The organism is Nocardia sp. IBHARD005, assembly GCF_052814245.1.
Genome location: NZ_CP199935.1, coordinates 1170623 through 1192634 on the forward strand (window position 1 = coordinate 1170623; position 22012 = coordinate 1192634).

Consider the following 22012-nt stretch of genomic DNA (forward strand, 5'->3'; position numbering starts at 1 on the left):
TGCTAACCCTGCCGTCGCGCGCGATGTTCCGCTAGAGGACCGCGCCGGGATTGAGGATGCCCTCCGGGTCAAGGGCGTCCTTGATGCGCCGGGTCAGCGCCATGACGTCGGGGCCGACCTGGTTGGGCAGCCACGCCTTCTTCAAGCGCCCGACGCCGTGTTCGCCGGTGATCGTGCCGCCGAGCGCGATGGCCAGGTCCATGATCTCGCCGAAGGCACGGTGGGCGCGGGCCGTGTTGTCGGGGTCGGTGGGGTCGTGCACGATCAGCGGGTGGGTGTTGCCGTCGCCCGCGTGCGCGATGATCGACACGAGCACATCGTTGCGCTCGCCGATCGCGGTGACCCCGGCGATCAGGTCGCCGAGGCGGGGGAGCGGCACGCCGACGTCTTCGAGCAGCAGCGGCCCGATCTTCTCCACCGCGGGAATCGCGAATCGGCGTGCGGCGGTGAAGGCTTCACCTTCGGTGGGATCGGCGGTGTGGAAAACCTCTGTCGCCCCGGCCTTCTCGCACAGCCCCACCATCAGCTGTGCTTCGTGCGCGGCGAATTCGCCCGGAGCGTCGGAGCGGGCGACGAGCAGGGCGGCGGCGGTGCGGTCCAATCCCATGCGCATCTCGTCCTCGACCGCGTTGATCGCGACGGTGTCCATGAATTCGAGCATGGCGGGGCGCAGCGTCGAGGTGATCGCCAGGATCGCGTCGGTCGCCGCGGTGAGCGAGCCGAAACTCGCGACGACGGTCGACTGCGGTGGCTGTGCGGGCAGTAGCCGCAGGGTGAGTTCGGTGATCACGCCGAGCGTGCCCTCGCTCCCGACGAACAGTTTGGTCAGCGACAACCCGGCCGAATCCTTGAGCCGTGGCCCGCCGAGCCGCACCACGGTCCCGTCGGCCAGCACCACTTCCATGCCGAGCACGTAGTCGGTGGTCACGCCGTACTTCACGCAGCACAGCCCGCCGGCGTTGGTCGCCGCGTTGCCACCGATCGAGCAGATCTCGAACGAGGACGGATCCGGCGGATACCACAGCCCTTCGGCCGCTACGGCCCGCTTCACCTCGGCATTGAGCAACCCGGGCTGCACCACCGCGATCCGGGTCACCGTGTCGACGCTGATCTCCCGCATCAACTCGGTGGTGAGCACGATCCCGCCGTCCACCGCGGTCGCCCCGCCGGACAAACCCGTCCCGGCCCCACGCGGCACGATCGGCACCTTGTTCGCGTGCGCCCACCGCAGCGTGGCGGCGACATCGGCGGTACCGCGCGCCCGCACCACCGCCAGCGGCGTGCCCGCATCGGGATCGCGGGCCCAATCCTGCCGGTACCCGGCCAGCAGATCGGGGTCGATGACGACCGCCCCGTCCGACAACGCCGAAATCAACGAATCGAGGTCACCGCTGCGCTCGTCCACCTGTCCACGCTATCGCGCGCACCCCGCCCGCCGCGGGCAGTTCGCCCTGGTCGATTGATCACCAGGCCCTCACGTAAACATCGCCCGAGAAGAAAAATCCACAGATGCCTGGTGATCACTTGACCAGATGTGATGTGGGTCCGGACGAGGTGGGTTCCGGCATCGTTGTGATCTGGTGTGCCCAGTTGGTGTATACGGCGTCCAATGCTTCACAATGCCCGTACAGGGTGTGTTCGATGGTGAATCGCCTCGCCGCCCAGCGTGTTTCGAGTTCTGCTCCACGGGTGCGCTTCGCGCGCATCGATCATGCGACGCTGTTGCGCCGCACCGTTTTTCGCAGGGAGGACTGGCGATGTCGATGGAACCGCAGGACCGCAGTGAGCTGGTGGGTGCCCTGTTGGCCGCGGAGTTCGCCGACGCGGGCATCGACACCGACGCGATGCGCAGTGTCCACACCGGCGCACACCACGAATGGCTGTCCGCTCTGGAATCGACCGGGATGTTCGACGTCCGCGCGATGGCCGAGATCGCGCAGCGCTGGGCGGCCGACCCCGCGCTGCTGCGTGATGCCCTGCTCGCCGAGGCCGACGAGCTCACCCGCCGCCGCTGCCTCGCCGCATGGGCCGCGTTCGATACTCGCCCGTTCGCGGCGGTCGGCCGCTAGCTTCTCGGCTCACCCGTTTGCCGGTTGCTCACCCTGGCTTCATGTGCCGCTGGCAGGCTGGCCGCGTGGAGCAGCAGGCGAGTGTCACCGAGTCGGTGGCCGACCGATTCACCCGTTGGTGCGAGGCGGTCGTGGCCCGGCTGCCGTGGGGCCTCGATCGGTATATGCCCGCGACCCTGCTCGGGTTCGGGCTGATCAACAGCTTCACGTTCGGCGTCGACCTGCTGCTGCTCACCCTGCTGCACAGTGGATTCGGCCTGCCGGTCTGGCTGTCGATCACCCTCGCCTACCTCGCCGCGTTCGGGCTGAGCTTCCTGCTCAACCGCACCTTCAATTTCCATTCCCACGCGCCGATGGGCAAGCAGGCCGCGGTGTATGTGGTTGTCGTGCTGGTGAACTACCTGGCGTTCATCCTCGGCGTCGGCTCGGGTCTCACCGCGCTCGGCGTGGAATACCACCTGGCCAGGCTGCTCGCCGGCGGTTGTGAGGCCGTGTACATGTACAGCGCGATGCGCTGGATCGTCTTCCGTCGCACACCGGCGGTGACCGCGCCGACCGCGGTGTGACCGGCGATCCGGCGGGGTGGCGGACTCGCGGGGTCAGCCCCGGAGCACCTCGGTGCGGTCGCCGTCGACCAGGACGACGTCGTTGTCGGTGAGGGCCCAGTGCGGGATCTGCTCGGCGACGCAGCGGGCCAGCATCGCGGCGGAGTCGCCGTCCGGGTCGGTGGGGGAGTCCAGGTGCACGACCAGGCGACGATCTACCACACCCAGTCCGTCCCATAGCGGTTCGATTCCGGTGGCGGGCCGCACCTCGGCGGGATCGTCCACGGTTTCCAGCCCGTGCAGGTCGGGTCCGAGCAGGCACGCGCCCGCGCTGTAGCCCGCGTAGACCAGCGCGTCCTCGCGCAACAGGGTAGCGAACACGGAATCGGCACCGCTGCGGGAGAATTGGGCACGCAGGACGAAAGTGTTGCCGCCGCGCACCCAGACCATCGGGAACGTGCGCAGGTGCCGTTCCAGCCGTTCCGGCTGTCCGGCGTACTCGCGCAGATCCAGTACCTCCGGCGAATAACCTTGCTGCTCCAGCGGTTTCACATCACTCATCACCGCCGACGACCAGGCATCCGGCCACGCGTCACACGCGTTCGGAATCACCGCGACCCGCCCCGGCGCGCCGACGAGCCCGACGAGCCGATCAGCGAAACCACCGAACCGGTACGACGCCAGGAAAAGTCGCATCAGATGGTGAACGCCAGATTCCGCACGAGCCGCTCCCCGAGGGTCGTATCGCCCTCGACGACAACCTCGCCGGGGTGCCGGTCCGCCGTCGTGCGCCCACCGCGCAACCGCGCGAAAAGCCCGGAGTCCAACCGGAGCACGGTCGTCGGCTCCCCGGAAGCCTCGTCGAGCACAGTCCCGCGCCCACCGACGACCGACAGATGCACCTGCCTGGTCACCGGCCCGGTCAGATCGAGAGTGACCAGCGAACCATCCGGCGCTTTGGCACCCTTCACCACGGCGCGACCGAGACCGATGGTCAGTTCGGTGAACGCGGCCTCGGCGCGCGCACCACCCTCGGGCACACTGCGGCCGATCCCGTCGGCGAGGTCGAGTTCGTGCATCCAGCAATCGAACAGCCGCACCCGCATGAACCGCCCGTAGGGCACCTGCCCGACGGGTGAGACGGTCGTGGCCTGCCAGGCCTCGTCGTCCATCGCGGCCAGGGCGGCCCGGCGACGCTCGGTGGTCTCGTCGAACAGCGCGAGCAGTCGCTTGCCGGAGAGCGGGCGCAACCGGTCGACCCAGATCTCGTTGAGCACAGCCACTTCGTTGCGCACATGCGGCAGCGTTCGCACATCGGTCTTGGGGCGCAACGGATCATGCGGCGGCGGTGTTTCGCCGAGCAACCACGATTCGGTCCCGATCACGTGGGCGACCACGTCGAACAGCGTCCAGCCGGGCAGCGGAGACGGTCGGCGCCAAGCCTTCTCGTCGAGGTCGGTGACCAGCAGCGCGATGGCTTCCCACTGCTCGGCGAGCAGATCGGTGAGTTGTTCGCGCCCCGGCGTCTCGGTCATCCCTGTGCTCCTTCTGCTTCGGCTGTGTTCGATGGCGGGACCGCCGAGGGCCCTACGTGGTTACGCTCCGCTGCCTCCTCCGGGCCCGCCGGCTGCCCCGCGTCGAGTGCGGACAGGCCCGCGCGGATCGCCGCTGCGGTCGAATTCGGTTCGTGCGGACGACGCAACAGGAATCCCTTGGCGAAGCTGAGTTTGTCACCGTGTTTGCGGGGGACCACGTGCAGGTGGACATGGCCGACGGTCTGGAACGCGGCGGTACCGTCGTTGAGGATGAGATTGGCTCCATCGCTCGCGAGCCCGCTGACGCGTAGCGCACGGGCCAGGCGATGGCCGGTGCGGAACATCCGAGCGCCGAGTTCGGGGTCGAGATCGTCGAGCTCGGTCGCGTGGACCTTGGGGACGATCAGGGTGTGGCCGCGGGTGATGGGACGGATGTCGAGGAACGCGCACACCGCGTCATCGGAGTAGACCATGGTCGCCGGCGCGGCACCCGCAACGATCAGACAGAAGGCGCAGTCGTTCACGGCCTCGACCCTACGGTGTGATCTGGGTCGCGCAACAGCCCGAAGGGGCGATCGCCATGACCCGCGTCACGTCCGGTGTGACGCGGCGGTGCCCGGTCGGCGATCGGACCTCGCCGTGAGTGATCGATCAGGACCTGTGTTCTTGTGTCCCACCTGCGGCGACGAATCCGGGGGCGCGCGCCGGCCGGTGTCCACCGGGTCGGGCGGCCGTTGTCACGGTCGATCAGGTCCGAGGTGTCCGATTTGTAGTCGTCAGTCCAGTTCTCCGTTGTGACGGGCATCTCCGCTAGGCTCACCGCGAGCCGAGTACAGTTGCCAGGATTTCAGTCGAACTTACTCACAGGTAACTTCGGCACCCCGTTGTTCCCAGGCTCGAAGCCAGCACGAAAAGGAAGTCTGACTAGTGGAGACAACGCAAAACGTGGGCGAGGGATCGCCGCGCGGAGCGCGTGTCGGAGTCGTTCGCGAGTCCGGCCCGGGTGAGCGGCGAGTCGCATTGGTGCCCAAGATCATCCCCACCCTGTCCAAGCAGGGTGTCGAGGTGATCGTGGAAGCCGGTGCGGGCCTCGGCGCTCTCATTCCCGACGCTGCCTACGTAGAGGCAGGCGCGACCATCGGTGACCCGTGGTCGGCCGAGGTCGTCGTCAAGGTCGCCCCGCCCAGCGATGCCGAGGTTGCCAAGCTGTCCTCGGGCCAGACGCTGATCGGTTTCCTGGCGCCGCGCAATGCCGAGAATCAGATCGGCGCGCTGAAGTCTGCCGGTGTGCAGGCTTTCGCGGTCGAGGCGATTCCGCGTATCTCGCGCGCCCAGGTGATGGACGCCCTGTCCTCGCAGGCGAACGTGGCCGGCTACAAGGCTGTGCTGCTCGCCGCGTCGGAGTCGACCCGGTTCTTCCCGATGCTCACCACCGCCGCGGGCACCGTGAAGCCGGCCACCGTGCTGGTGCTCGGTGTCGGTGTCGCCGGTCTGCAGGCCCTCGCAACGGCCAAGCGGCTCGGTGGCCGGACCACCGGTTACGACGTGCGCCCCGAGGTCGCCGATCAGGTGCGCTCGGTCGGTGCGCAGTGGCTGGACCTGGGGATCGACGCCGCCGGTGAAGGCGGGTACGCCCGCGAACTCACCGACGAGGAGAAGGCCCAGCAGCAGCAGGCCCTCGAAAACGCCATCAAGGGTTTCGACGTCGTGATCACCACCGCGCTGGTGCCGGGTCGCCCCGCGCCGCGCCTGGTCACCGCCGCCGCTGTCGAGGGCATGAAGCCCGGCAGCGTGATCGTCGACCTGGCCGGTGAGACCGGTGGCAACTGTGAGCTCACCGAGCCCGGCGAGGTCGTGGTCAAGCACGAGGTGACCATCGCCTCGCCGCTGAACCTGCCCGCCACGATGCCCGAGCACGCGTCCGAGCTGTACTCGAAGAACATTTCGGCGCTGCTGGAACTGATGCTGGTCGATGGCAAGCTCGCCCCCGACTTCGAGGATCAGGTCCTGGCGGACTCCTGTGTCACCCGTGAGGTGGAAGCCTGATGTACACCGAACTGCTCGCCAACATCGCGATCCTCGTGCTGTCCGGCTTCGTCGGCTTCGCGGTGATCTCCAAGGTGCCCAACACCCTGCACACCCCGCTGATGTCGGGCACCAACGCCATCCACGGCATCGTCGTGCTCGGCGCGCTGGTGACCCTGGGCAATGTGAAAGACCCGTCGCTGCTGGTGCAGGTGATCCTGTTCGTCGCGGTGGTGTTCGGAACACTGAACGTCATCGGTGGTTTCGTGGTCACCGACCGCATGCTCGGCATGTTCAAGGGTAAGAAGAAGGCGGCCGAGTGATGCACGCAGTCGACAATATGACCTACCTGGTCAACGGCCTCTACATCGTGGCCTTCTCCATGTTCATCTACGGCCTGATGGGCCTGACCGGCCCGAAGACCGCGGTCCGTGGCAACCAGATCGCCGCTGTCGGTATGGGTCTGGCCGTGGTGGCCACCTTGATCTCGGTGCGCCACGCTGCCCTGCTCAACTGGATTCTCATCGCCGCCGGTCTGATCGTCGGTGTGGCACTGGGTGTTCCGCCCGCCATCCGCACCAAGATGACCGAGATGCCGCAGCTGGTCGCGGCGTTCAACGGTGTCGGTGGTGGCACCGTCGCGTTGATCGCGTGGGCCGAATTCGTCGACAGCGCGGGCTTTTCGCAGCTGCACGAAGAACCGACCATCCACATCATCATCGGTTCGCTGTTCGCCGCGGTGATCGGCTCGATCTCCTTCTGGGGCTCGATCATCGCCTTCGCCAAGCTGCAGGAAATCCTGTCCGGCAAGCCGATCAGCGTCGGCCGCCTGCAGCAGCCGCTGAACCTGATCCTGCTCGTCGGCGCGATCGCCTGTGCCGTGGTGATCGGCCTCGGTGCCGACAACGGTGGCGTCTCGCAGCTGTGGATGATCGGCCTGCTGCTGTTCGCCGGTGTGCTCGGCCTGATGGTCGTGCTGCCCATCGGTGGCGCGGATATGCCGGTCGTCATCTCACTGCTCAACGCCCTGACCGGTCTGTCGGCCGCGGCCGCGGGTCTGGCGCTGAACAACACCGCGATGATCGTCGCGGGCATGATCGTCGGCGCGTCCGGCACCATCCTCACCAACCTGATGGCCAAGGCCATGAATCGCTCCATCCCCGCGATCGTGGCCGGTGGCTTCGGTGGCGGCGGCGCGGTCGCCAGTTCCGGTGACGGTGAGGCCAAGACCGCGAAGTCGACGTCCGCCGCCGACGCCGCGATCCAGATGGCCTACGCCAACCAGGTGATCGTGGTCCCCGGCTACGGCATGGCCGTGGCGCAGGCCCAGCACGCGGTCAAGGAGATGGCGTCGCTGCTCGAAGCCAAGGGTGTCGAGGTCAAGTACGCGATCCACCCGGTCGCCGGTCGCATGCCCGGGCACATGAACGTGCTGCTCGCCGAGGCCGAGGTGTCCTACGACGCGATGAAGGAAATGGACGACATCAACGGTGAGTTCAACCGTACCGATGTGGTTCTGGTCATCGGCGCCAACGACGTCACCAACCCGGCCGCCCGCGACGACAAGTCGAGCCCGATCTACGGCATGCCGGTGCTCAACGTCGACCAGGCGCAGAGCGTCATCGTGCTCAAGCGCTCGATGAACTCCGGCTTCGCCGGCATCGACAACCCGCTGTTCTACGCCGACCACACCTCGATGTTGTTCGGTGATGCGAAGAAGTCCGTCGGTGCGGTCACCGAGGAACTGAAGGCGCTGTAAGACAAGCGAATACCCCGCGTGGGCCCCGTCGTTCCTCGGAAACGGCGGGGCCCACGTTGTTTCCGCCGAGAGTCCGCCGGCTGTGGTGCCTGTTCCCATGACAGTCCGTCGGCTGTGGTGCCTGTCCCGTTCCGGGTGACCGATCGCCGCTCGTGGAGTTCCCGGGCAGGTGGTGGACGGCGAGGATCGCGGTCCACGAGCTGACGCATGGTCCGGATACGCGATCACCCCGCCCGCCGAACTTCCGGCGAACGGGGTGATCGTGGTGTCGTGCGGCGGCGAGGAGTCGATCAGCCGCCGGTGGATGTCACTTGAAGCGGCCCGCCAGCAGGTCGAGGGTGGCCATGGCCTCCCGGTAGTCCGGGCGCTTTGCGGTCGCGGGCAGCTCGTAGACCTGGCCCTTCTGGAAGGCGGGCAGCATGGCCAGCGCCGGATCCTGCTTCAGCTGGGCGATGTCGCGGCCGCCGTCGAGCTTGATCACGAACAGCACCGGAGCGTCGATCACGGTGCTCAGCAGCTCCGGGCTGAAGGTCACCCAGTCGCTTGCCTGGGTCCGGGGCGGGTTGCCTGCCTTCGCTTCGATCTTGTCGTCGATGGTGAAGCCGACCTCGGCGAGCAGCGCGGCCAGCGGGGTGTTGGGGGCGAGCAGGATGGGCTTGCCGTCCGATTGGGACTGCATCACCGCCGTCGCGCCCTGCGGCAGCTTCAGGCTTGCTTTCACCTTCGCGACCTTGTCGGTGTAGGCGGTGATCATGGCGCCCACCTTCTCGGGGCGGTTCACGAAGTCGGCCACCGACTTCAACTGGTCCTGCCAGTTGGCGGCGTCGGATGCCACCAGTGCGGTGGGCGCGACGGCGGCGAGCTTGTCGTAGTTCTTGATCGTCTGCAGGCCCGGGTAGCCCGGCCCGCCGCCGATGATCAGGTCCGGCCGCTGGGCGGCGATGAACTCCAGGTTCAGGTCGTCGCCGGAGGGCACCGCCACGGTGCCCTGTTCTTTGGCCTCCGCGGCCCAGGCGGCGGGGAACTCGCCGGGTGCGAGCGTGACGCCGACGAGCCGCGGATCGGCGGCGGCCACCTCGGCGTCCAGGTCGAAGAGGTATCCGGCGAGGGCGCCGTTGAGGACCACGATGCGCTGCGGGTCGGCGGGCACGGTGACCGGGCCCTTGGCGGTTACTACCTGGCGCGTGCCGGTGTCGGCCGCCTCATCGGCGGTGGAGCTGCCGCAGCCCGTTGCCGTCGCGGTTGCCGCGACGATCAGGAGTGCGACGGCGGCACGCATGCGTGCCGTCATTCGGAGAGCTGACATGGAGGGTTTTCCTTCTTTCTTCCAGGTGGAGGTTCAGGTGCGGATCGCGGGATCCACATCCAGCAGCGCGGCGACCTCTGTCCAGCCGGTCGGCATCGCGATGTCGTTGTGCGAGTACGGAAGTCGCCGGATCACCAGCTGGGCGCCCGCCGCCTTCCAGCCGGTCAGCTGGGCGTGCACGCGTTCGGGCTCGTCGCCGGCGTCGGCGCAGTACAGGGCCATCGGACCCCGATAGCGTGGGGACTGCGACTGCGTGACCATGCGGAGCAGCTCGGTCGCGGCATTGCGCACGACCGCCGCCAATTCCGGTGCGTACTCGCCGATTTCGGGTAGCAGGGCAGCCATCCCGGCGGGATCGGCCAGGGTCGCGGCGGCCCGGTCGGTCAGGTTCGACAACGGATGCGAGTCGAGCAGACCCACATAGCCGACCTGTTCGCCCTCGGCTTCCAGGATCGCCGCCACCGAGTGGGCGAGATTGCCGCCCAGCGAGTAGCCGAGCAGATGGTACGGACCCTGCGGCTGGATACGCCGGATGGCGGTCAGGTAGTAGCGGGCCAGATCGTCGAGCGTGCGCCCATCGAATTCCCGGCCGGTCAGCTGCGGCATCTGCAGGCCGATGATCGGCCGCTCGGCGCGCAGCAATCGAGCCAGCGGCGCGTATTTCCATGCGGTGCCGCCGATCTGATGGATGCAGAACAGCGGTGGGACCGAACCCTCGGCGCGCAGCTCCAGGACCGGGTCGAGGCGACGGCCCAGACTGGCGAGACCGTCGGCCGGTCGCGGCGCTCGGGGATCGACCGCACCGATCCGGGTCGCGAGGCCACGCGGGGTGGGAGCGGTGAAGACATCGTCGAGCACCACCGGCAGGCCCGCGCGGGTCAACCGGCCGACCAGCCGCACCGCGAGCAGCGAATGCCCGCCCGCGCCGAAGAAGTCGTCGTCGGCGCCGATTTCGGCGACAGACAGGACCGCCGCCATGGCCTCACGGATGGTGTCGAGCGGCCCGGCGTCCGCTGAGGTCACGGTCCCATCGTGGGCGGTGGCGGTGTACCCGGTGGCGGTCGCTTCGAGTGCGGGTGCGGATCCGGTGATGGTCGCTTCGGGTGCGGGTGCGGGTGCGGGTGCGGTGGCGGATCCGGTGACGGGCCCATCGTGCGTGGTTGCGGTCGCGGTCGCGTCCGGTGCGGATCCGGTGAGGGTCCCCTCGTGCGTGGTTGCGGTTGCGGTCGCTTCGGGCGCGGCGGCGGACCCGGTGGCGGACCCATCGTGCGTTGTTGCGGTTGCGGTCGCTTCGGGCGCGGCGGCGGACCCGGTGGCGGACCCATCGTGCGTTGTTGCGGTTGCGGTCGCTTCGGGCGCGGTGACGGCGCCGGTGGGTGCGGAACCGGTGGCCGAGCGCGGCTCGGGGGCCGAGACCGCGGTGGACTCCGGGGCGGGCAGCTCGCGGCGGGCGATCTTCTCGGTCGCGGTGCGCGGGATGTGATCCAGCGCCACGAAGGCGGCGGGAATCATGTACGCGGGCAGTATCTTTCGCAGCTCCTCGCGCACCGTCGCGGTATCGAGGGCGACTGCGGACTTGGCGATGAGATACGCGACCAGGCGCTGATCACCCGGTGTGTCCTCGCGTAGCAGCACCACCGCCTGGGCCACCCCGGCGCAGGTGAGCAGGGCCGATTCGATATCGCCCAGCTCGATGCGCTGGCCGCGCAACTTCACCTGGGAGTCGGTGCGGCCGACGTAGTCGAGTTCCCCGTGCGGGTTCATCCGCACCAGATCGCCGGTGCGGTACATCCTTTCGCCGTTACCGCGCGGGTCGGCCACGAAGGCGCCCGCGCTCAGATCGGGACGGGCCAGGTAGCCGCGTGCCAGCCGGACACCGGTCATGTAGAGCTCGCCGATGGTTCCCGCGGGGACGGGTCGCAACCGGTCGTCGAGAACGCGGACGGCATCGGCGGGCGCACCGACCGGAACCGACGCGGTGTCGGCGTCGACGGTCTCGTGGAAGGTGAAGCCGATCGCGGCCTCGGTGGGACCGTAGAAGTTGTAGACGGCCGTGCCGGTGAGCGCTCGCATGCGGTGCGCTGTCGCGGGCGGCAACACCTCACCGCCGGTGAGGACGCAGCGCAGATCCACGCATCCCGACAAGTCGGCCTCTTCCGCGAGCACGGTCAGCATGGAGGTGGTCATCCACATCGCGGTCACCCGCTCCGCGCTCATGAGCTGTGCCTGATAGTAGGGATCGCGGTGGCCGCCAGGCCTGGTCAGCACGATCCGAGCGCCGACGTGCAGCGGCAGCAACATCTCCATGAGCGAGGCGTCGAAGATCGGCGGGGTGCGGTAGAGCATCGTGTCGCCCGGGCCGAATCGGCACTCACGTTGCAGCCATCGGAAAGTGGAGATGATCGCGGCGTGCGTCAGGCTCACGCCCTTGGGCACACCCGTGGAGCCGGAGGTGAACAGCAGGCAGGCGGTATTGGCGGGGCGCAGCGGTGCGGCGCGGTCCGCGTCGGTGAGCCGCGCATCGACGAACCCACTGGTGTCCACATCGTCGAGCGAGTGCAGAACCAGTGCGGGGGAAGCTGTTTCGAGGATCTGCTCGATGCGCTGTGCGGGCTGTTGCGGATCGATCGGCAGGTACACCCCGCCGGCCCGGCAGATGGCGTGCGCGGTGACGACCGAGTCGATGGTGCGTGGCATAGCCACGGCCACCACGGTTTCGGGGCCGACCCCGCGCGAGACGAGCCAGCGTGCCAGCCGATTCGTCCGCGAGTCGAATTCGCGGAAGTCGATCGTGACCGCTTCGGCCGTGATGGCCGGTGCCGCCGGATCGACGGGCGTACCCCAGTCGGCCAGCGTGCTACCGCGCGGATCGGGCTGTTCGGTACTGGGTCGGGCGACGGTCGACAGGCTCGCGGCGCCAGCTGCGGACGATGGAGCAGGTGCGCTCGTGACAGGCGGTTCCACCACGGAGGCCGCTGGGGCCGTGCCTGCCGGGTTCGGGACGGAGGCTGGTGTGCTCGTGGCATGGGGTTCTGGCGCGGAGTCCGGTACGGTCGTGCCTGCCGGGTTCGGGACGGAGGCTGGTGCGCTCGTGCCCGTCGGGTTCGGTGCGGACGCTGGTGCGCTCGTGAGGGCTGATCCCGGTGCGGAGTCCGGTGTAGTTGTGACCGCTGGGGCGAGCGGCTCGAGGAACATCGTTGGGGCGGAGTCCGTGGCGGTCGTGAGGGTGGTGAGGATCGCGCCGATCCGATCGGAGATGCGGGCGAGCGTGGTGTCGAGCACGGCGGCGCGGTCGTACCAGATCACCAGTTCCAGGCGGTCTCCCGGCGGGGCGATCAGGGTCATCGGATAGTGCGTGTTGCCGTGATTGTGGAACTCGCCACGTCGCAACTCGTGCGACTGTGGCTGTTGCGCACCGGAATTCGGGAAGTTCTCGAAGGCGACCAGGGTGTCGAAGAGGGTTCCGGTGCCGGCGATCCGTTCGATCTCCGCCAGCCCCGCGTGGTCGAACTCCTGCATGGCGAACTGCTGTTCCTGCAGTTCGGCGAACTGCTCGAGCAGCGCATGATCCGGGTCGAAGGCGCAGCGCACCGGCACGGTGTTGGCGAACAGGCCGACCATGCCCGCCACGCCCGGCAGCTCAGCCGGTCGACCGGACACAGTCGCGCCGAACACCACATCGGTGCGGCCGGTGAGCGCGGCGAGTGTCAGCGCCCAGGTGCCCTGCACCAGCGTGTTCATCGTGAGGCCGCGACGGCGGCCGAGCTCGGCCAGCGCCGTGGCGAGCGACGCGGGCAGCGGCACCTGCCACTGCCGGAACTCGCGCTCACGGAAAGTGTTGGCGCGCACCAGCGTCGGCTCGGTGAAACCGGCCAGTCGCCGCGCCCAAGCCGCGCGGACGGCGTCGCGATCTCGGGTGCCGATCCAGGACAGATAGTCGCTGTAGCGGGCAGGCGAGGGTAGCTCGTCACCGTGGTAGACGGCCAGCACCTCGCGCAACACGATCGGGGTCGACCAGCCGTCGATCACCAGGTGATGGGTGTTGAGCACCAGCCGGTGCGCGTCGTCGGGCATGCGAATCAGCGTGGCGCGCAACATCGGAGACCGATCCACCGCGAACCGGTGCCGGGTCGCCTCGGCTTCGAGCCGGTCGGCGGCGGCCTGCGCGGCGCGCAGCGGCAACCCGGACAGATCGACCTCCCGCCACGGCATCGCGACCGCCCGGGGCACTGCCTGCACCGGCTGATCCAGGCCCGCGTAGTGGAAGGCCGCGGCCATGGTGGGGTGCCTGCCCACGACGGTGTCGAACGCCGCCGACAGCCGGGGGCCGTCCAGCGGGCCGTGCAGGTCGACGCGCGCGCTCAGGGTGTAGACATCGTCCGCGCCATCGCGAATCGCGTGGAACAGCAAGCCCTCCTGCAGCGGCGACAGCGCCAGCAGCTCGGCCAGCGGGCCGTGCGTCGCCTCGAGCGCGTCGATGCTCTCCTGATCGACGGACAGGCCGGGGCAGTCCGACGGTGTGAGACCGCCGGCGAACAACCGCGCATGGGCGGCGAACGCCTCCAGCGCGAGTGCGAAGTGCCGCTGGAGTTCGGTGACCTGGTGCGCGCCGAGAATCCGGCCCGCCGCGGTCCACTCCACCGCGAGCCTTGGCGCACCCGGCTGCGCGGCGGTGGGCTCGTGCACGAAGACGTTGAGCGAAAGGACTTCCGTGAGCGCCTTGTCCGGCGACTCCGTCACCGCGAAGGCATCGTGCTCGGGCAGGCGCCAGCCGAGCGCCGCGCCACCGCCGAATCGCCCGAGATAGTTGAGCAGTACCTCGGGCGCGCGCCGCCCGGTGAACCGCGGGGAGGTCTGCGGGTCGAGCCCGCGCAGCACGCCGTAGCCGACGCCGTTGCCGGGCACGGCGCGCTTGGCCTCCTTGACCGCGCGCAACAGCCGTCCGGCCGCCGCGCCACCGGCCATGGCGTCGGCGAGCCCGTCCGGGTCGGCGATGCCGGTCGCGGGTGTCCACACCGGGAACTCGCTGGTGAACCAGCCGATGGTGCCGGCGAAATCGGTGTCGGCGCGCAGCGGCTCGCGACCGTGGCCCTCCACGGTGACCGGCCGCCCCGATTCGAGTGCCTCGCCGCGCTCTTGGCGCCAGGCATTGATCGCCAGCATGAGCGCCGCGAGCAGCACCTCGTCGGTCTTGGCCAGATAGGCCGCGGGCAGCGTGGTGAGCAGGGCCTCGGTGATCTCCGGGGCGGCGAAAGTTCTTGTCCGATGCGCACTTTCGACGAGGTCGAGCGCGTGATCGAGCGCCCGCTCGCCCAGCGGTACGACCGGCCCGGCACCGAGGGCGTGCTCCCAGTGCGCCAGCTCCGCGCGATGATCGCCCGCGGTGCCTGATTCGGCGAGCAGGCCGGCATGGCGCCGCCACGAACTCCCCTTCGAGGACAGCCGTGGGGCACGCCCTTCCCGCGCCGCCGCGCACGCCTCATACAGCTCGGGTACCAGGATCCGCCACGAAACTCCGTCCACCACCAGGTGATTGGCTACCAGAACCAAACGGTCGGCCACTCCCGGTGTGGTCCGCACCAGCGCGGCGCGAAGCTCCACACCCGCGGCAGGATCCAATCGCGCCGCGAGATCGGCCGCCACCGACTCGATCAGCGTGTCCATAGTCTCGGCCGAAACTGACTGGGGGGCAGTAGAAGGCGGGTCGACCTCCAGCGCGTCCCCGAGCGGTGATCGAGATGTCGATCCCGCCGTTTCGGTACGCGCCGACGTGACATCGGCTGTTGAACCGACCGCGCCGCCATGAATGGAATCCACCGAACCTGTTGCGCTGCTGCCTGTGCGGGCCTGGGTCGACAGCGCACCAGCGGTCGGAAGGGCCACCGCATCCCCCGACCGAACAGCGGGCGCCGCACTCGAGGAAGGCTCGGAGGTCGCCGTACTCGAGGAAGGCGCGGAGGTTGCCCCACTTGCGGAAGGCGCGGAGGTTGCCGCACTTGCGGAAGGCGCGGAGGTTGCCGCACTTGCGGAAGGCGCGGAGGTTGCCGCACTTGCGGAAGGCGCGGAGGTTGCCGCACTCACGCAAGGCGCGGAGGTTGCCGCGCCGTTCGAAAGCGGGTCGTGGAGCGCTATCTCGTGGACCAGGTCCGAGGCGTGGACCGTGCCGACTCCCGCGACCATCAGCGTGGGACCGGTGTCGGATTCATCGAGGACCAAGCGCAACGCATCGTGGTGATCGAGCAGGGTTTGCAGGCCGCTGGTCAGGTCGTCGAGGGAGAGATCCTCGTGCAGAGTCAGCGCGGTCCACTGGGCGTACCCGGCGATGGCCGGGTGGCTGGGGTTCGCCGCGAGTAGTGCGGCGACCATGGGCGGGATCGGGACCGGCCCCGTGGCCTCATCGGGGGTCGAAGGTCCGGCCTCGTGTTCCACAGCTTGGGCCGTCGCCGCGATAGTCGCCAGATCACGCTGGGCCAGAAGGGCTTTCGGCGGCACCGCCAAGCCGAGCACGCGCAGGCGACTGCTCACGCCGATGGCGGTGATGCTGTCGCCGCCGAGCCCGAAGAAGTCGTCGGTGGCGTTGACCCGCGCCACGCCGAGCACCTCCGCGACCACACCGCAGAGCGCGCGCTCCTGGTCGGTGCGGGGTGCGCGCCCGGTCGAGGTCAGCTGGGGCGCGGGGAGGGCGGCGCGGTCGAGTTTGCCGTTGACGGTGATCGGGAGGGCATCGAGCACGACGAGCGCCGAGGGGACCAGGTGGTCGGGGACCAGGGTGGTCAGGTGGTGGCGCAGCTGGTCGGCATCGAGGGTGCGGCCCGCCTCGGGGACCAGGTAGCCCACCAATCGGGTGCTGTCGCCGGACGTGCGGAGGGTGGCGGCCGCGGCGGCCACGCCGGGCAGCGCGCCGAGCGAGGCTTCTACCTCGCCCAGTTCCACGCGATACCCGCGCACCTTGATCTGCTGGTCGGCGCGCCCGAGGTAGTCGTAGCCGTGGCCGGGTAGCCAGCGCGCTCGATCGCCCGATCGGTACATGCGCTCACCCGCCACGAACGGATCGGCGACGAACCGTTCCGCCGTCACCACCTCGCGCCCCAGGTAGCCGCGCGCCAATTGTGGCCCGGACAAATACAATTCGCCGATCTCGCCGTCCGGTACGAGTCGCAGCGCGCCGTCGAGCAGATAGGCGCGGGTGCCGGGGATCGGGCCGCCCACATGCGGATACGCTCCGGTTACCGGTGCGCTGAGCGCGTCGACGGTGGCCTCCGTCGGGCCGTACATATTGCGAGCGGCCACCTTCGACTCGACGATGACCGACCACAGGGCGGGCGGGGTCGCCTCGCCACCGAGCAGCAGCAATCCAGGACGGTGCGCGCCGCCGAGCAACCCGTTGTCGATCAGGGCGGTTGCCATCGACGGGGTGGTGTCGACGACATCGATGCGGTCGGCACCGAACGCGGCGACCTGTGCGGCGGCATCCTTCTGGATATCGTTGCCGTACAGGTGGATCCGATGCCCGCACCACAGCCACAACAGCTGGTCCAAGGCCGCGTCGAAGGCGAAGGAGTAGGTGTGCGCGATATGCAGTTGCCGCCCGCCCGCTCGCTCGGCGGCCGCGGCGTAGACGGTCGATCGGTGATGGTGGAGCAACTGAGCCATCGCGCCACAGGAGATCTGCACACCCTTGGGCTTTCCGGTGGAGCCCGAGGTATACACGACATAGGCCAGCTGCCCGGCCGAGCGCGGCGCGGCGAGTTCGGCTGCGGTCAACGGGCCACTCGCCAGGCCGGCTACCGCCTCCTGAATCTCGCTGTCCGACAGCCGGATCAGTGCACCCGCCCGACGGTCGGGCACCGCGCCGGCGTGCGGGATCAGCGCGGCCGACCGGTCGGCGGACACCCCGCCGCCCGACGATTCGTCGGCGATCGGGGCCGACGACTCGGAGCGGTTGGCGGGCACTGTGGCCGCGTCGGTGGTTGGGATCGGCGATCCGGAGTGGTTGGCGGGTGCCTGGTTTGTGGCCGCGTCGACGGTTGGGATCGGCGATCCGGAGTGGTTGGCGGGTGCTTGGTTCGTGGTCGGGTCGGTGGTTGGAGCCAGCCATCCGGAGCGATCGGCGAACACCGTGTCCGCGACCGCGTCGTCGGTGAGGATCAGCGCCGGTGCGGCGTCGTCGACGATGTCGGCGAGGCGCTGGGCGGGATGGCCGATGTCGAGCATCAGGAAGGCCGCGCCCGCATGCCGCACCGCGAGTAGCGCGATCACCAGGTCGGCGGTGCGCGGGAGCGCGATGCCAACGATGTCCTCGGGGCCAACGCCCCGGCCGCGCAGGTATCGCGCCAGTCGGTGCACCCGTGCTCCCAGGTCGGCGGCGGTGAGGCGGTCGGCGCCGTCGACGAGCACGACCTCGTCCGGCCGCGCCGCGACCATGGTGTCGAAGACCTCGACCGTGTCCTCGGGGAGACCGGGCAGTGCGGCGCCCGCCCGTTCGGCGGCGATGCTCGCGTCGAGCTCGGTCGGGTACAGGGTGATCGCGCCGAGCGGTCGGTCCGCCGCGTCGACCAGTTCGGTGATCAGGGTGACCAGTGCGTTCATCCGCCGCTGGACCGTGACCGCGTCCATGGACCGCGCGTCCACCTCGAATCCGAGCTGGATGCGGTCCTGCGACAGCGGGGTGACGGTCAGGCCCAGATCCTCCGGTGGTCCACCGGCGACATTGCGCAGCGTGCCGGTGGCACCGTCGAAGTCGAGGGCGAAGTCGAAGGCCTTGAGGTTGATGCCGATGCCGTGCAGCAGCGCGCCGGTCTGGGTACCGCCGAATTCGCGGGCCAGGTCCTCACCGCGGAAGCGCTGGTGCGCGCGCACCTCGCGCAGCGCGTCGGCTACCCGCTTCCCGAGGTCGCCGAGGTGATCGGAGCTGGAAACCGGAATGCGCAGTGGCAGTACGTTGACCGCCATCGACGGTGTGGTGAGCGCGGTCTTGCCGACTCGAGCCATCACCGGCAGCGCGATCACCACGTCGGTCTCGCCGAGCACGCGGTGCACGAATCCCGCGTATCCGGCGACGAGCACGTCGGCCCAGGTGATGTCGGCCGCGGTGGCCGCCGCCTTGATCCGGGCCACCAGGTCGGCGTCGAGGACGGCGCGGGCCTCGTGCGTCTGCTCGACCACGCCCTCCGGTGCGCGGCCGCGACCGTCCAGCGGCGGCAGCGGCGTGAGCCGGTCGCGCCAGTAGTCGCGGTCGTGCTGATGTGTCTGGCTCGCACGGTATTCCAGGTCTTCGGCCACGAGCGTCTCGATCGAACCCCACCGCAGGCGTGGCACGTCAGCGTCGTGCCGCAGCGCGGTGTAGTGGGCGGCGACCCGGCGCGACACCATGGCCGCGCTGTAGCCGTCGATGATCAGGTGGTGGTAGAGCTGGATGCACCACACGTCGTTGTCGGACAGGCGCAGCAGGGTGTAGGTGTAGAGCTGCCGGTCGACCATTGCTCGGCAGTAGGTGGCGGAGCGTTCGCGTTCGGCCGCGACCAGGCGGTGCGCGGCGGCCACCGGATCGGTCTCGCCGCGTAGATCGACGAGCGGGCGCAGTTCGGGTTCCGGCTCGGTGATCCGCTGGCGCGGGCCGTCGGCGGTGTCGGCGAATCGCAGTCGCATGGTGTCGGTGTCGGCGATGGTGCGTCGAATCGCGGTGTCCAGCAACGCCACATCGAGGGGCTCGGGCCCGGAGATCTCGAGCACCTCGCCGACCATGTAGCTGAGCGAGTCGGGGTCGAGGCGCTGGGCGTTCCAGATGCCCAATTGTGCTCCGGTGAGCGGCAATCCGGGATTGTCGGCGCTTACGTCGTCCCGTTCCACCGATCCCACAGCAACTCCCTCACTATCAACGTTTTCCGAGCGCTCCCTCGTGCTCCCCGGGCTCGATGAGAGCCGGCAGGCGAGAGGCTGAATTAGGTTAGCCTAACTTTGCTTCCAATGGCGGATTGTGGCCCGCCTCACCGGATCCGCAGCCGGAACAGCGCACCCCCGTGGCGTTCTCGGCCATCGGAAGTACCGGTGGGGCGGGTCCCGATCAGGCGTCCGCTTCGAGCCGGGCAGCGTCGAGCTGACGCAGCAGATCGTCGGTGCCGGTGACCGCACCGCACCGCCGGGCGACATAGTTCAGCGCCATCACGTGCTCGTCGCGGCTGAAATCCGCGGTCGCGTCGTAGACGAGGAACGGGCGCACGTCCCCCATGAACGCCTCAGCGGCACTGAGCATGCAGCCCATGTGGGTGTAGACGCCGGTGACCAGGAGCTGATCACGCCGGTGGTAGCCGAGCAGCTCGCGCAGATCGGTGCGCTGGAACGCCGAGTACCGCCACTTGGTGACCTGGATGTCCTGCGGTTCGGGGGCGAGGGCGTTGATGACCTGGGTGTCGGCGCCCTCGGCCATCCCGCTGCCCCAGAAGTCGGCGAGGATGCCGCGCCGGGAGGGGTGCTGGTTGCCGGGCTGCATGGTGTAGATCACCGGGATGTCGAGCTCGTGGCAGCGGTCGCGCAGCCGGGCGATGTTGGCGAGCAGGGTGCGGGCGGGATCGCGATACAGGTCATAGGCGTCGAGGAAGTACTGCTGCATGTCGTGGATCAGCAGCGCGCAGCGCCCGGGTTCGGCGGTCCAGTCGACCTGGTCGGCGGTGAACTCGTCGGCGCCGGGCATCGGATAGGGCGCGATCGGGGGGATAGGCATGACGGTCTCTCGTTCGGGTGGGAAGTCGGCGTCAGCCGACGGTGACGGGCAGATCCGCGATACCGAGCGGACCGAGGATGCGCTGGAATTTGCCGGTGGTCTCGGCCAGTTCGGCGCCCGGATCGGACGCGGCGACGATCCCGCCGCCCGCGTGCGCGAGCAGGGTGGTGCCCGCCGCGGACAGTTCGGCGCAGCGGATGCTCACCATCCACTCGCCGTTGCCGTCGGCATCGCACCAGCCGACCGCGCCCGCGTAGAAACCGCGCTCGCCCTCCAGTTCGGCGATCAGCCGCGCGGCGGCCCCGGTCGGGGTGCCGCAGATGGCCGGTGTCGGGTGCAGGGCCACCGCGAGTTCCAAGGCAGAGGGGCCGGCGAGCGGCACGGTCGCCGAAAGGGGCGTGCCGAGGTGCCACATCGCCGGTGTCGAGGTGAGTTCCGGTGCGGGCGTGACCACTTCGGCGCACCGGTCGCTGAGTACGGCAGCGACCTGATCGACGACATAGCGGTGCTCGGCGTGGTCCTTGGCCGAGGTGAGCAGCGTATCGGCGGCCAGGCGGTCGGCCGTGGCGTCGTCGAGCACCCGCCGCGCCGAGCCCGCCAGCGGATGACTCAGCACCGCGCGGCCGGTGCGGCGCACCAGGATCTCCGGGCTCGACCCGACGAGGTGACGGCCCGGATAGCGGCCACCGGCGGCCGAGAGGTCGACCAGGAAGCCGTTGGAGTGCGGATCCGAGCCGACCATCAGGTCGAGAATGTCGAGTGCGCGCACCGGTTGTGCCGACACCGCGCGAATCGCCCTGGCCAGCACCACCTTTCGCAGCGGATGGGCGGGATCGGCGAGCAGTTCGACCGCGGTGGCCACCCGGTGCTTGTGCTCCTCCGGCGCGGGCAGGGCGGCGTCGACCTCGAATCGTGGCACCGAGGTGTGTGGCCGGGGCAGGTACGGCGAGTCGGTGACGGTCACCGAGTCCGGCGCCCACAGCGCGGTCGGCGCGCCGGGGGTGAAGGGCAGTGCGCCGACGATGTGGCTGATCCGCCCACTGCGCAGCGCGGTCACCGCGTCGTGCGCCGAACGGAAGATCGTCGCGCCCGCGGACGCGGAAACGGTCCGATCCGGACGGGACAGCACGAAAGCGGGGTCTGAACTGTCGGTACTGATGGTGATCACCCTTTCGGTCACATGTCTAGCGTCGCGCCACCGTCGACCCGCAGGTCGTGCATGGTGATGTGGCGGGCGCCGTCGGACGCCAGGAAGTGGATGGCCGAGGCGATGTCGGCGGGAGCGGCGATGCGGCGCAACGGGATTCCGAGCCGGTAGGCGGCGGGATCGCCGTCGAGCAGCGCGGTCTCGGCGGCGTCGTCCAGCGGTGCGCCGCCGAACATGTCGCGCAGCATGGTCGTGTCGGTGGATCCGGGGGAGACCAGATTGACCCGCACGCCCAGCGGCGCCACCTGGAGGGCCAGCGATCTGGTGAAGGCGGTGGCGGCGGCTTTGGCGGCGCCGTAGGCGGCCATGGCGACGCGCGGTGTGGCGGCGGCATTGGAGGACACCACGACGATCGATCCGTTCCCCGCGGCGGCCATCTCGGTGGCGGCGCGCTGGGTGACCAGCATGGTTCCGGTGGCGTTCACGGTCAGGCAGCGCGCCCAGTCCGCCGGGTCGAGCTCGAGCGCGCTGCCGCCCACCAGCACGCCCGCGGCGTGCACCAGCACCTCGACGCGACCGTGCGCGGCGGTGAGCCGGTCGAACTCCGCGTGCACGGCGTCGGCGTTCGTGATATCCACGACGGCACCGTGAACAGCCGTGGTTTTCTGCGAATTATCAAGGGCTGCTGCAGTTTCGAGCACCGCGGGATCTCGGTCCCAGAGCGCGACGACCCGCTCCTCGCCCACGAATCGCGCCGCGATCGCGGCGCCGATACCCCCGGCCGCGCCGGTGACGACGACGATGCGGCCGCTGGAATCCCCATAAGACATGAGGTTAGCCTAACCTGAAATGTGCGTCGGTTGGTTACCTTCCCTCACAACCACCGACCGGAACGCCGGAAGATCC

14 protein-coding genes are annotated in these 22012 nt (G+C 69.3%); 5 read left to right on the top strand and 9 right to left on the bottom strand.

The window, feature by feature from the left end; all coding sequences use genetic code 11:
* Window positions 1-31: 31 nt before the first annotated feature.
* Window positions 32-1405 (bottom strand): FAD-binding oxidoreductase, encoded by a 1374-nt coding sequence (locus ACTWPB_RS05285; RefSeq protein WP_446224576.1) that lies wholly within the window; start codon window positions 1403-1405, stop codon window positions 32-34.
* Window positions 1406-1757: 352 nt separating this feature from the next.
* On the opposite strand from ACTWPB_RS05285, the gene ACTWPB_RS05290 reads away from it, so the two are divergent.
* Complete coding sequence (locus ACTWPB_RS05290) at window positions 1758-2069, top strand: hypothetical protein (protein WP_446224577.1); 312 nt, start codon at window positions 1758-1760, stop codon at window positions 2067-2069.
* 65 nt (window positions 2070-2134) lie between these two features.
* The gene (locus ACTWPB_RS05295; protein ID WP_446224578.1) at window positions 2135-2635 is read left to right on the top strand and encodes a GtrA family protein; all 501 of its coding nucleotides are present in this window, start codon (window positions 2135-2137) and stop codon (window positions 2633-2635) included.
* A 33-nt stretch (window positions 2636-2668) separates the two neighbouring features.
* On the opposite strand, the gene ACTWPB_RS05300 is transcribed toward ACTWPB_RS05295, so the two are convergent.
* The 3 genes from ACTWPB_RS05300 to ACTWPB_RS05310 are packed head-to-tail and all read right to left on the bottom strand — an operon-like array spanning window position 2669 to window position 4673.
* Entirely contained in the window at window positions 2669-3310 is a 642-nt protein-coding gene (locus ACTWPB_RS05300) for a Type 1 glutamine amidotransferase-like domain-containing protein (RefSeq protein ID WP_446224579.1), read from the bottom strand.
* Complete coding sequence (locus tag ACTWPB_RS05305; RefSeq protein ID WP_446224580.1) at window positions 3310-4149, bottom strand: maleylpyruvate isomerase N-terminal domain-containing protein; 840 nt, start codon at window positions 4147-4149, stop codon at window positions 3310-3312. Before ACTWPB_RS05305 ends, ACTWPB_RS05300 begins: the two co-directional genes overlap by 1 nt.
* Window positions 4146-4673 (bottom strand): HIT family protein, encoded by a 528-nt coding sequence (locus ACTWPB_RS05310; RefSeq protein ID WP_446224581.1) that lies wholly within the window; start codon window positions 4671-4673, stop codon window positions 4146-4148. The genes ACTWPB_RS05305 and ACTWPB_RS05310 overlap by 4 nt, the downstream gene beginning before the upstream one ends.
* A 403-nt stretch (window positions 4674-5076) precedes the next feature.
* Here ACTWPB_RS05310 and ACTWPB_RS05315 point away from each other — a divergent pair, with 403 nt between their 5' ends.
* Genes ACTWPB_RS05315 through ACTWPB_RS05325 form a run of 3 tightly spaced genes read left to right on the top strand, consistent with a single transcriptional unit; the run spans window position 5077 to window position 7933 of the window.
* Window positions 5077-6195 (top strand): Re/Si-specific NAD(P)(+) transhydrogenase subunit alpha, encoded by a 1119-nt coding sequence (locus tag ACTWPB_RS05315; protein ID WP_446224582.1) that lies wholly within the window; start codon window positions 5077-5079, stop codon window positions 6193-6195.
* On the top strand, window positions 6195-6497 hold the full coding sequence (locus tag ACTWPB_RS05320; RefSeq protein WP_056818017.1) for an NAD(P) transhydrogenase subunit alpha: 303 nt from the start codon (window positions 6195-6197) through the stop codon (window positions 6495-6497). Before ACTWPB_RS05315 ends, ACTWPB_RS05320 begins: the two co-directional genes overlap by 1 nt.
* A 17-nt stretch (window positions 6498-6514) precedes the next feature.
* On the top strand, window positions 6515-7933 hold the full coding sequence (locus ACTWPB_RS05325; protein WP_446226241.1) for an NAD(P)(+) transhydrogenase (Re/Si-specific) subunit beta: 1419 nt from the start codon (window positions 6515-6517) through the stop codon (window positions 7931-7933).
* Window positions 7934-8240: 307 nt separating this feature from the next.
* On the opposite strand, the gene ACTWPB_RS05330 is transcribed toward ACTWPB_RS05325, so the two are convergent.
* The 5 genes from ACTWPB_RS05330 to ACTWPB_RS05350 all read right to left on the bottom strand — a co-directional run bounded on the left by ACTWPB_RS05330 (window position 8241) and on the right by ACTWPB_RS05350 (window position 21936).
* Window positions 8241-9239 carry an ABC transporter substrate-binding protein gene (locus tag ACTWPB_RS05330; RefSeq protein ID WP_446224583.1) on the bottom strand — a complete coding sequence of 333 codons (999 nt, stop codon included), beginning with the start codon at window positions 9237-9239 and terminating at the stop codon, window positions 8241-8243.
* Between the two features lie 33 nt (window positions 9240-9272).
* The gene (locus ACTWPB_RS05335) at window positions 9273-19097 is read right to left on the bottom strand and encodes an amino acid adenylation domain-containing protein (RefSeq protein WP_446224584.1); all 9825 of its coding nucleotides are present in this window, start codon (window positions 19095-19097) and stop codon (window positions 9273-9275) included.
* 205 nt (window positions 19098-19302) lie between these two features.
* Window positions 19303-19959, bottom strand: coding sequence for an isochorismatase family protein (locus ACTWPB_RS05340; RefSeq protein ID WP_446224585.1), 657 nt, complete (start codon window positions 19957-19959; stop codon window positions 19303-19305).
* A gap of 31 nt (window positions 19960-19990) precedes the next feature.
* Window positions 19991-21139, bottom strand: a complete 1149-nt coding sequence (locus tag ACTWPB_RS05345; RefSeq protein ID WP_446224586.1) for an isochorismate synthase — start codon at window positions 21137-21139, stop codon at window positions 19991-19993.
* A complete protein-coding gene (locus ACTWPB_RS05350) occupies window positions 21136-21936 on the bottom strand; it encodes an SDR family oxidoreductase (protein WP_446224587.1) in 801 nt (266 codons plus the stop codon). The genes ACTWPB_RS05345 and ACTWPB_RS05350 overlap by 4 nt, the downstream gene beginning before the upstream one ends.
* Between the last annotated feature and the right edge of the window lie 76 nt (window positions 21937-22012).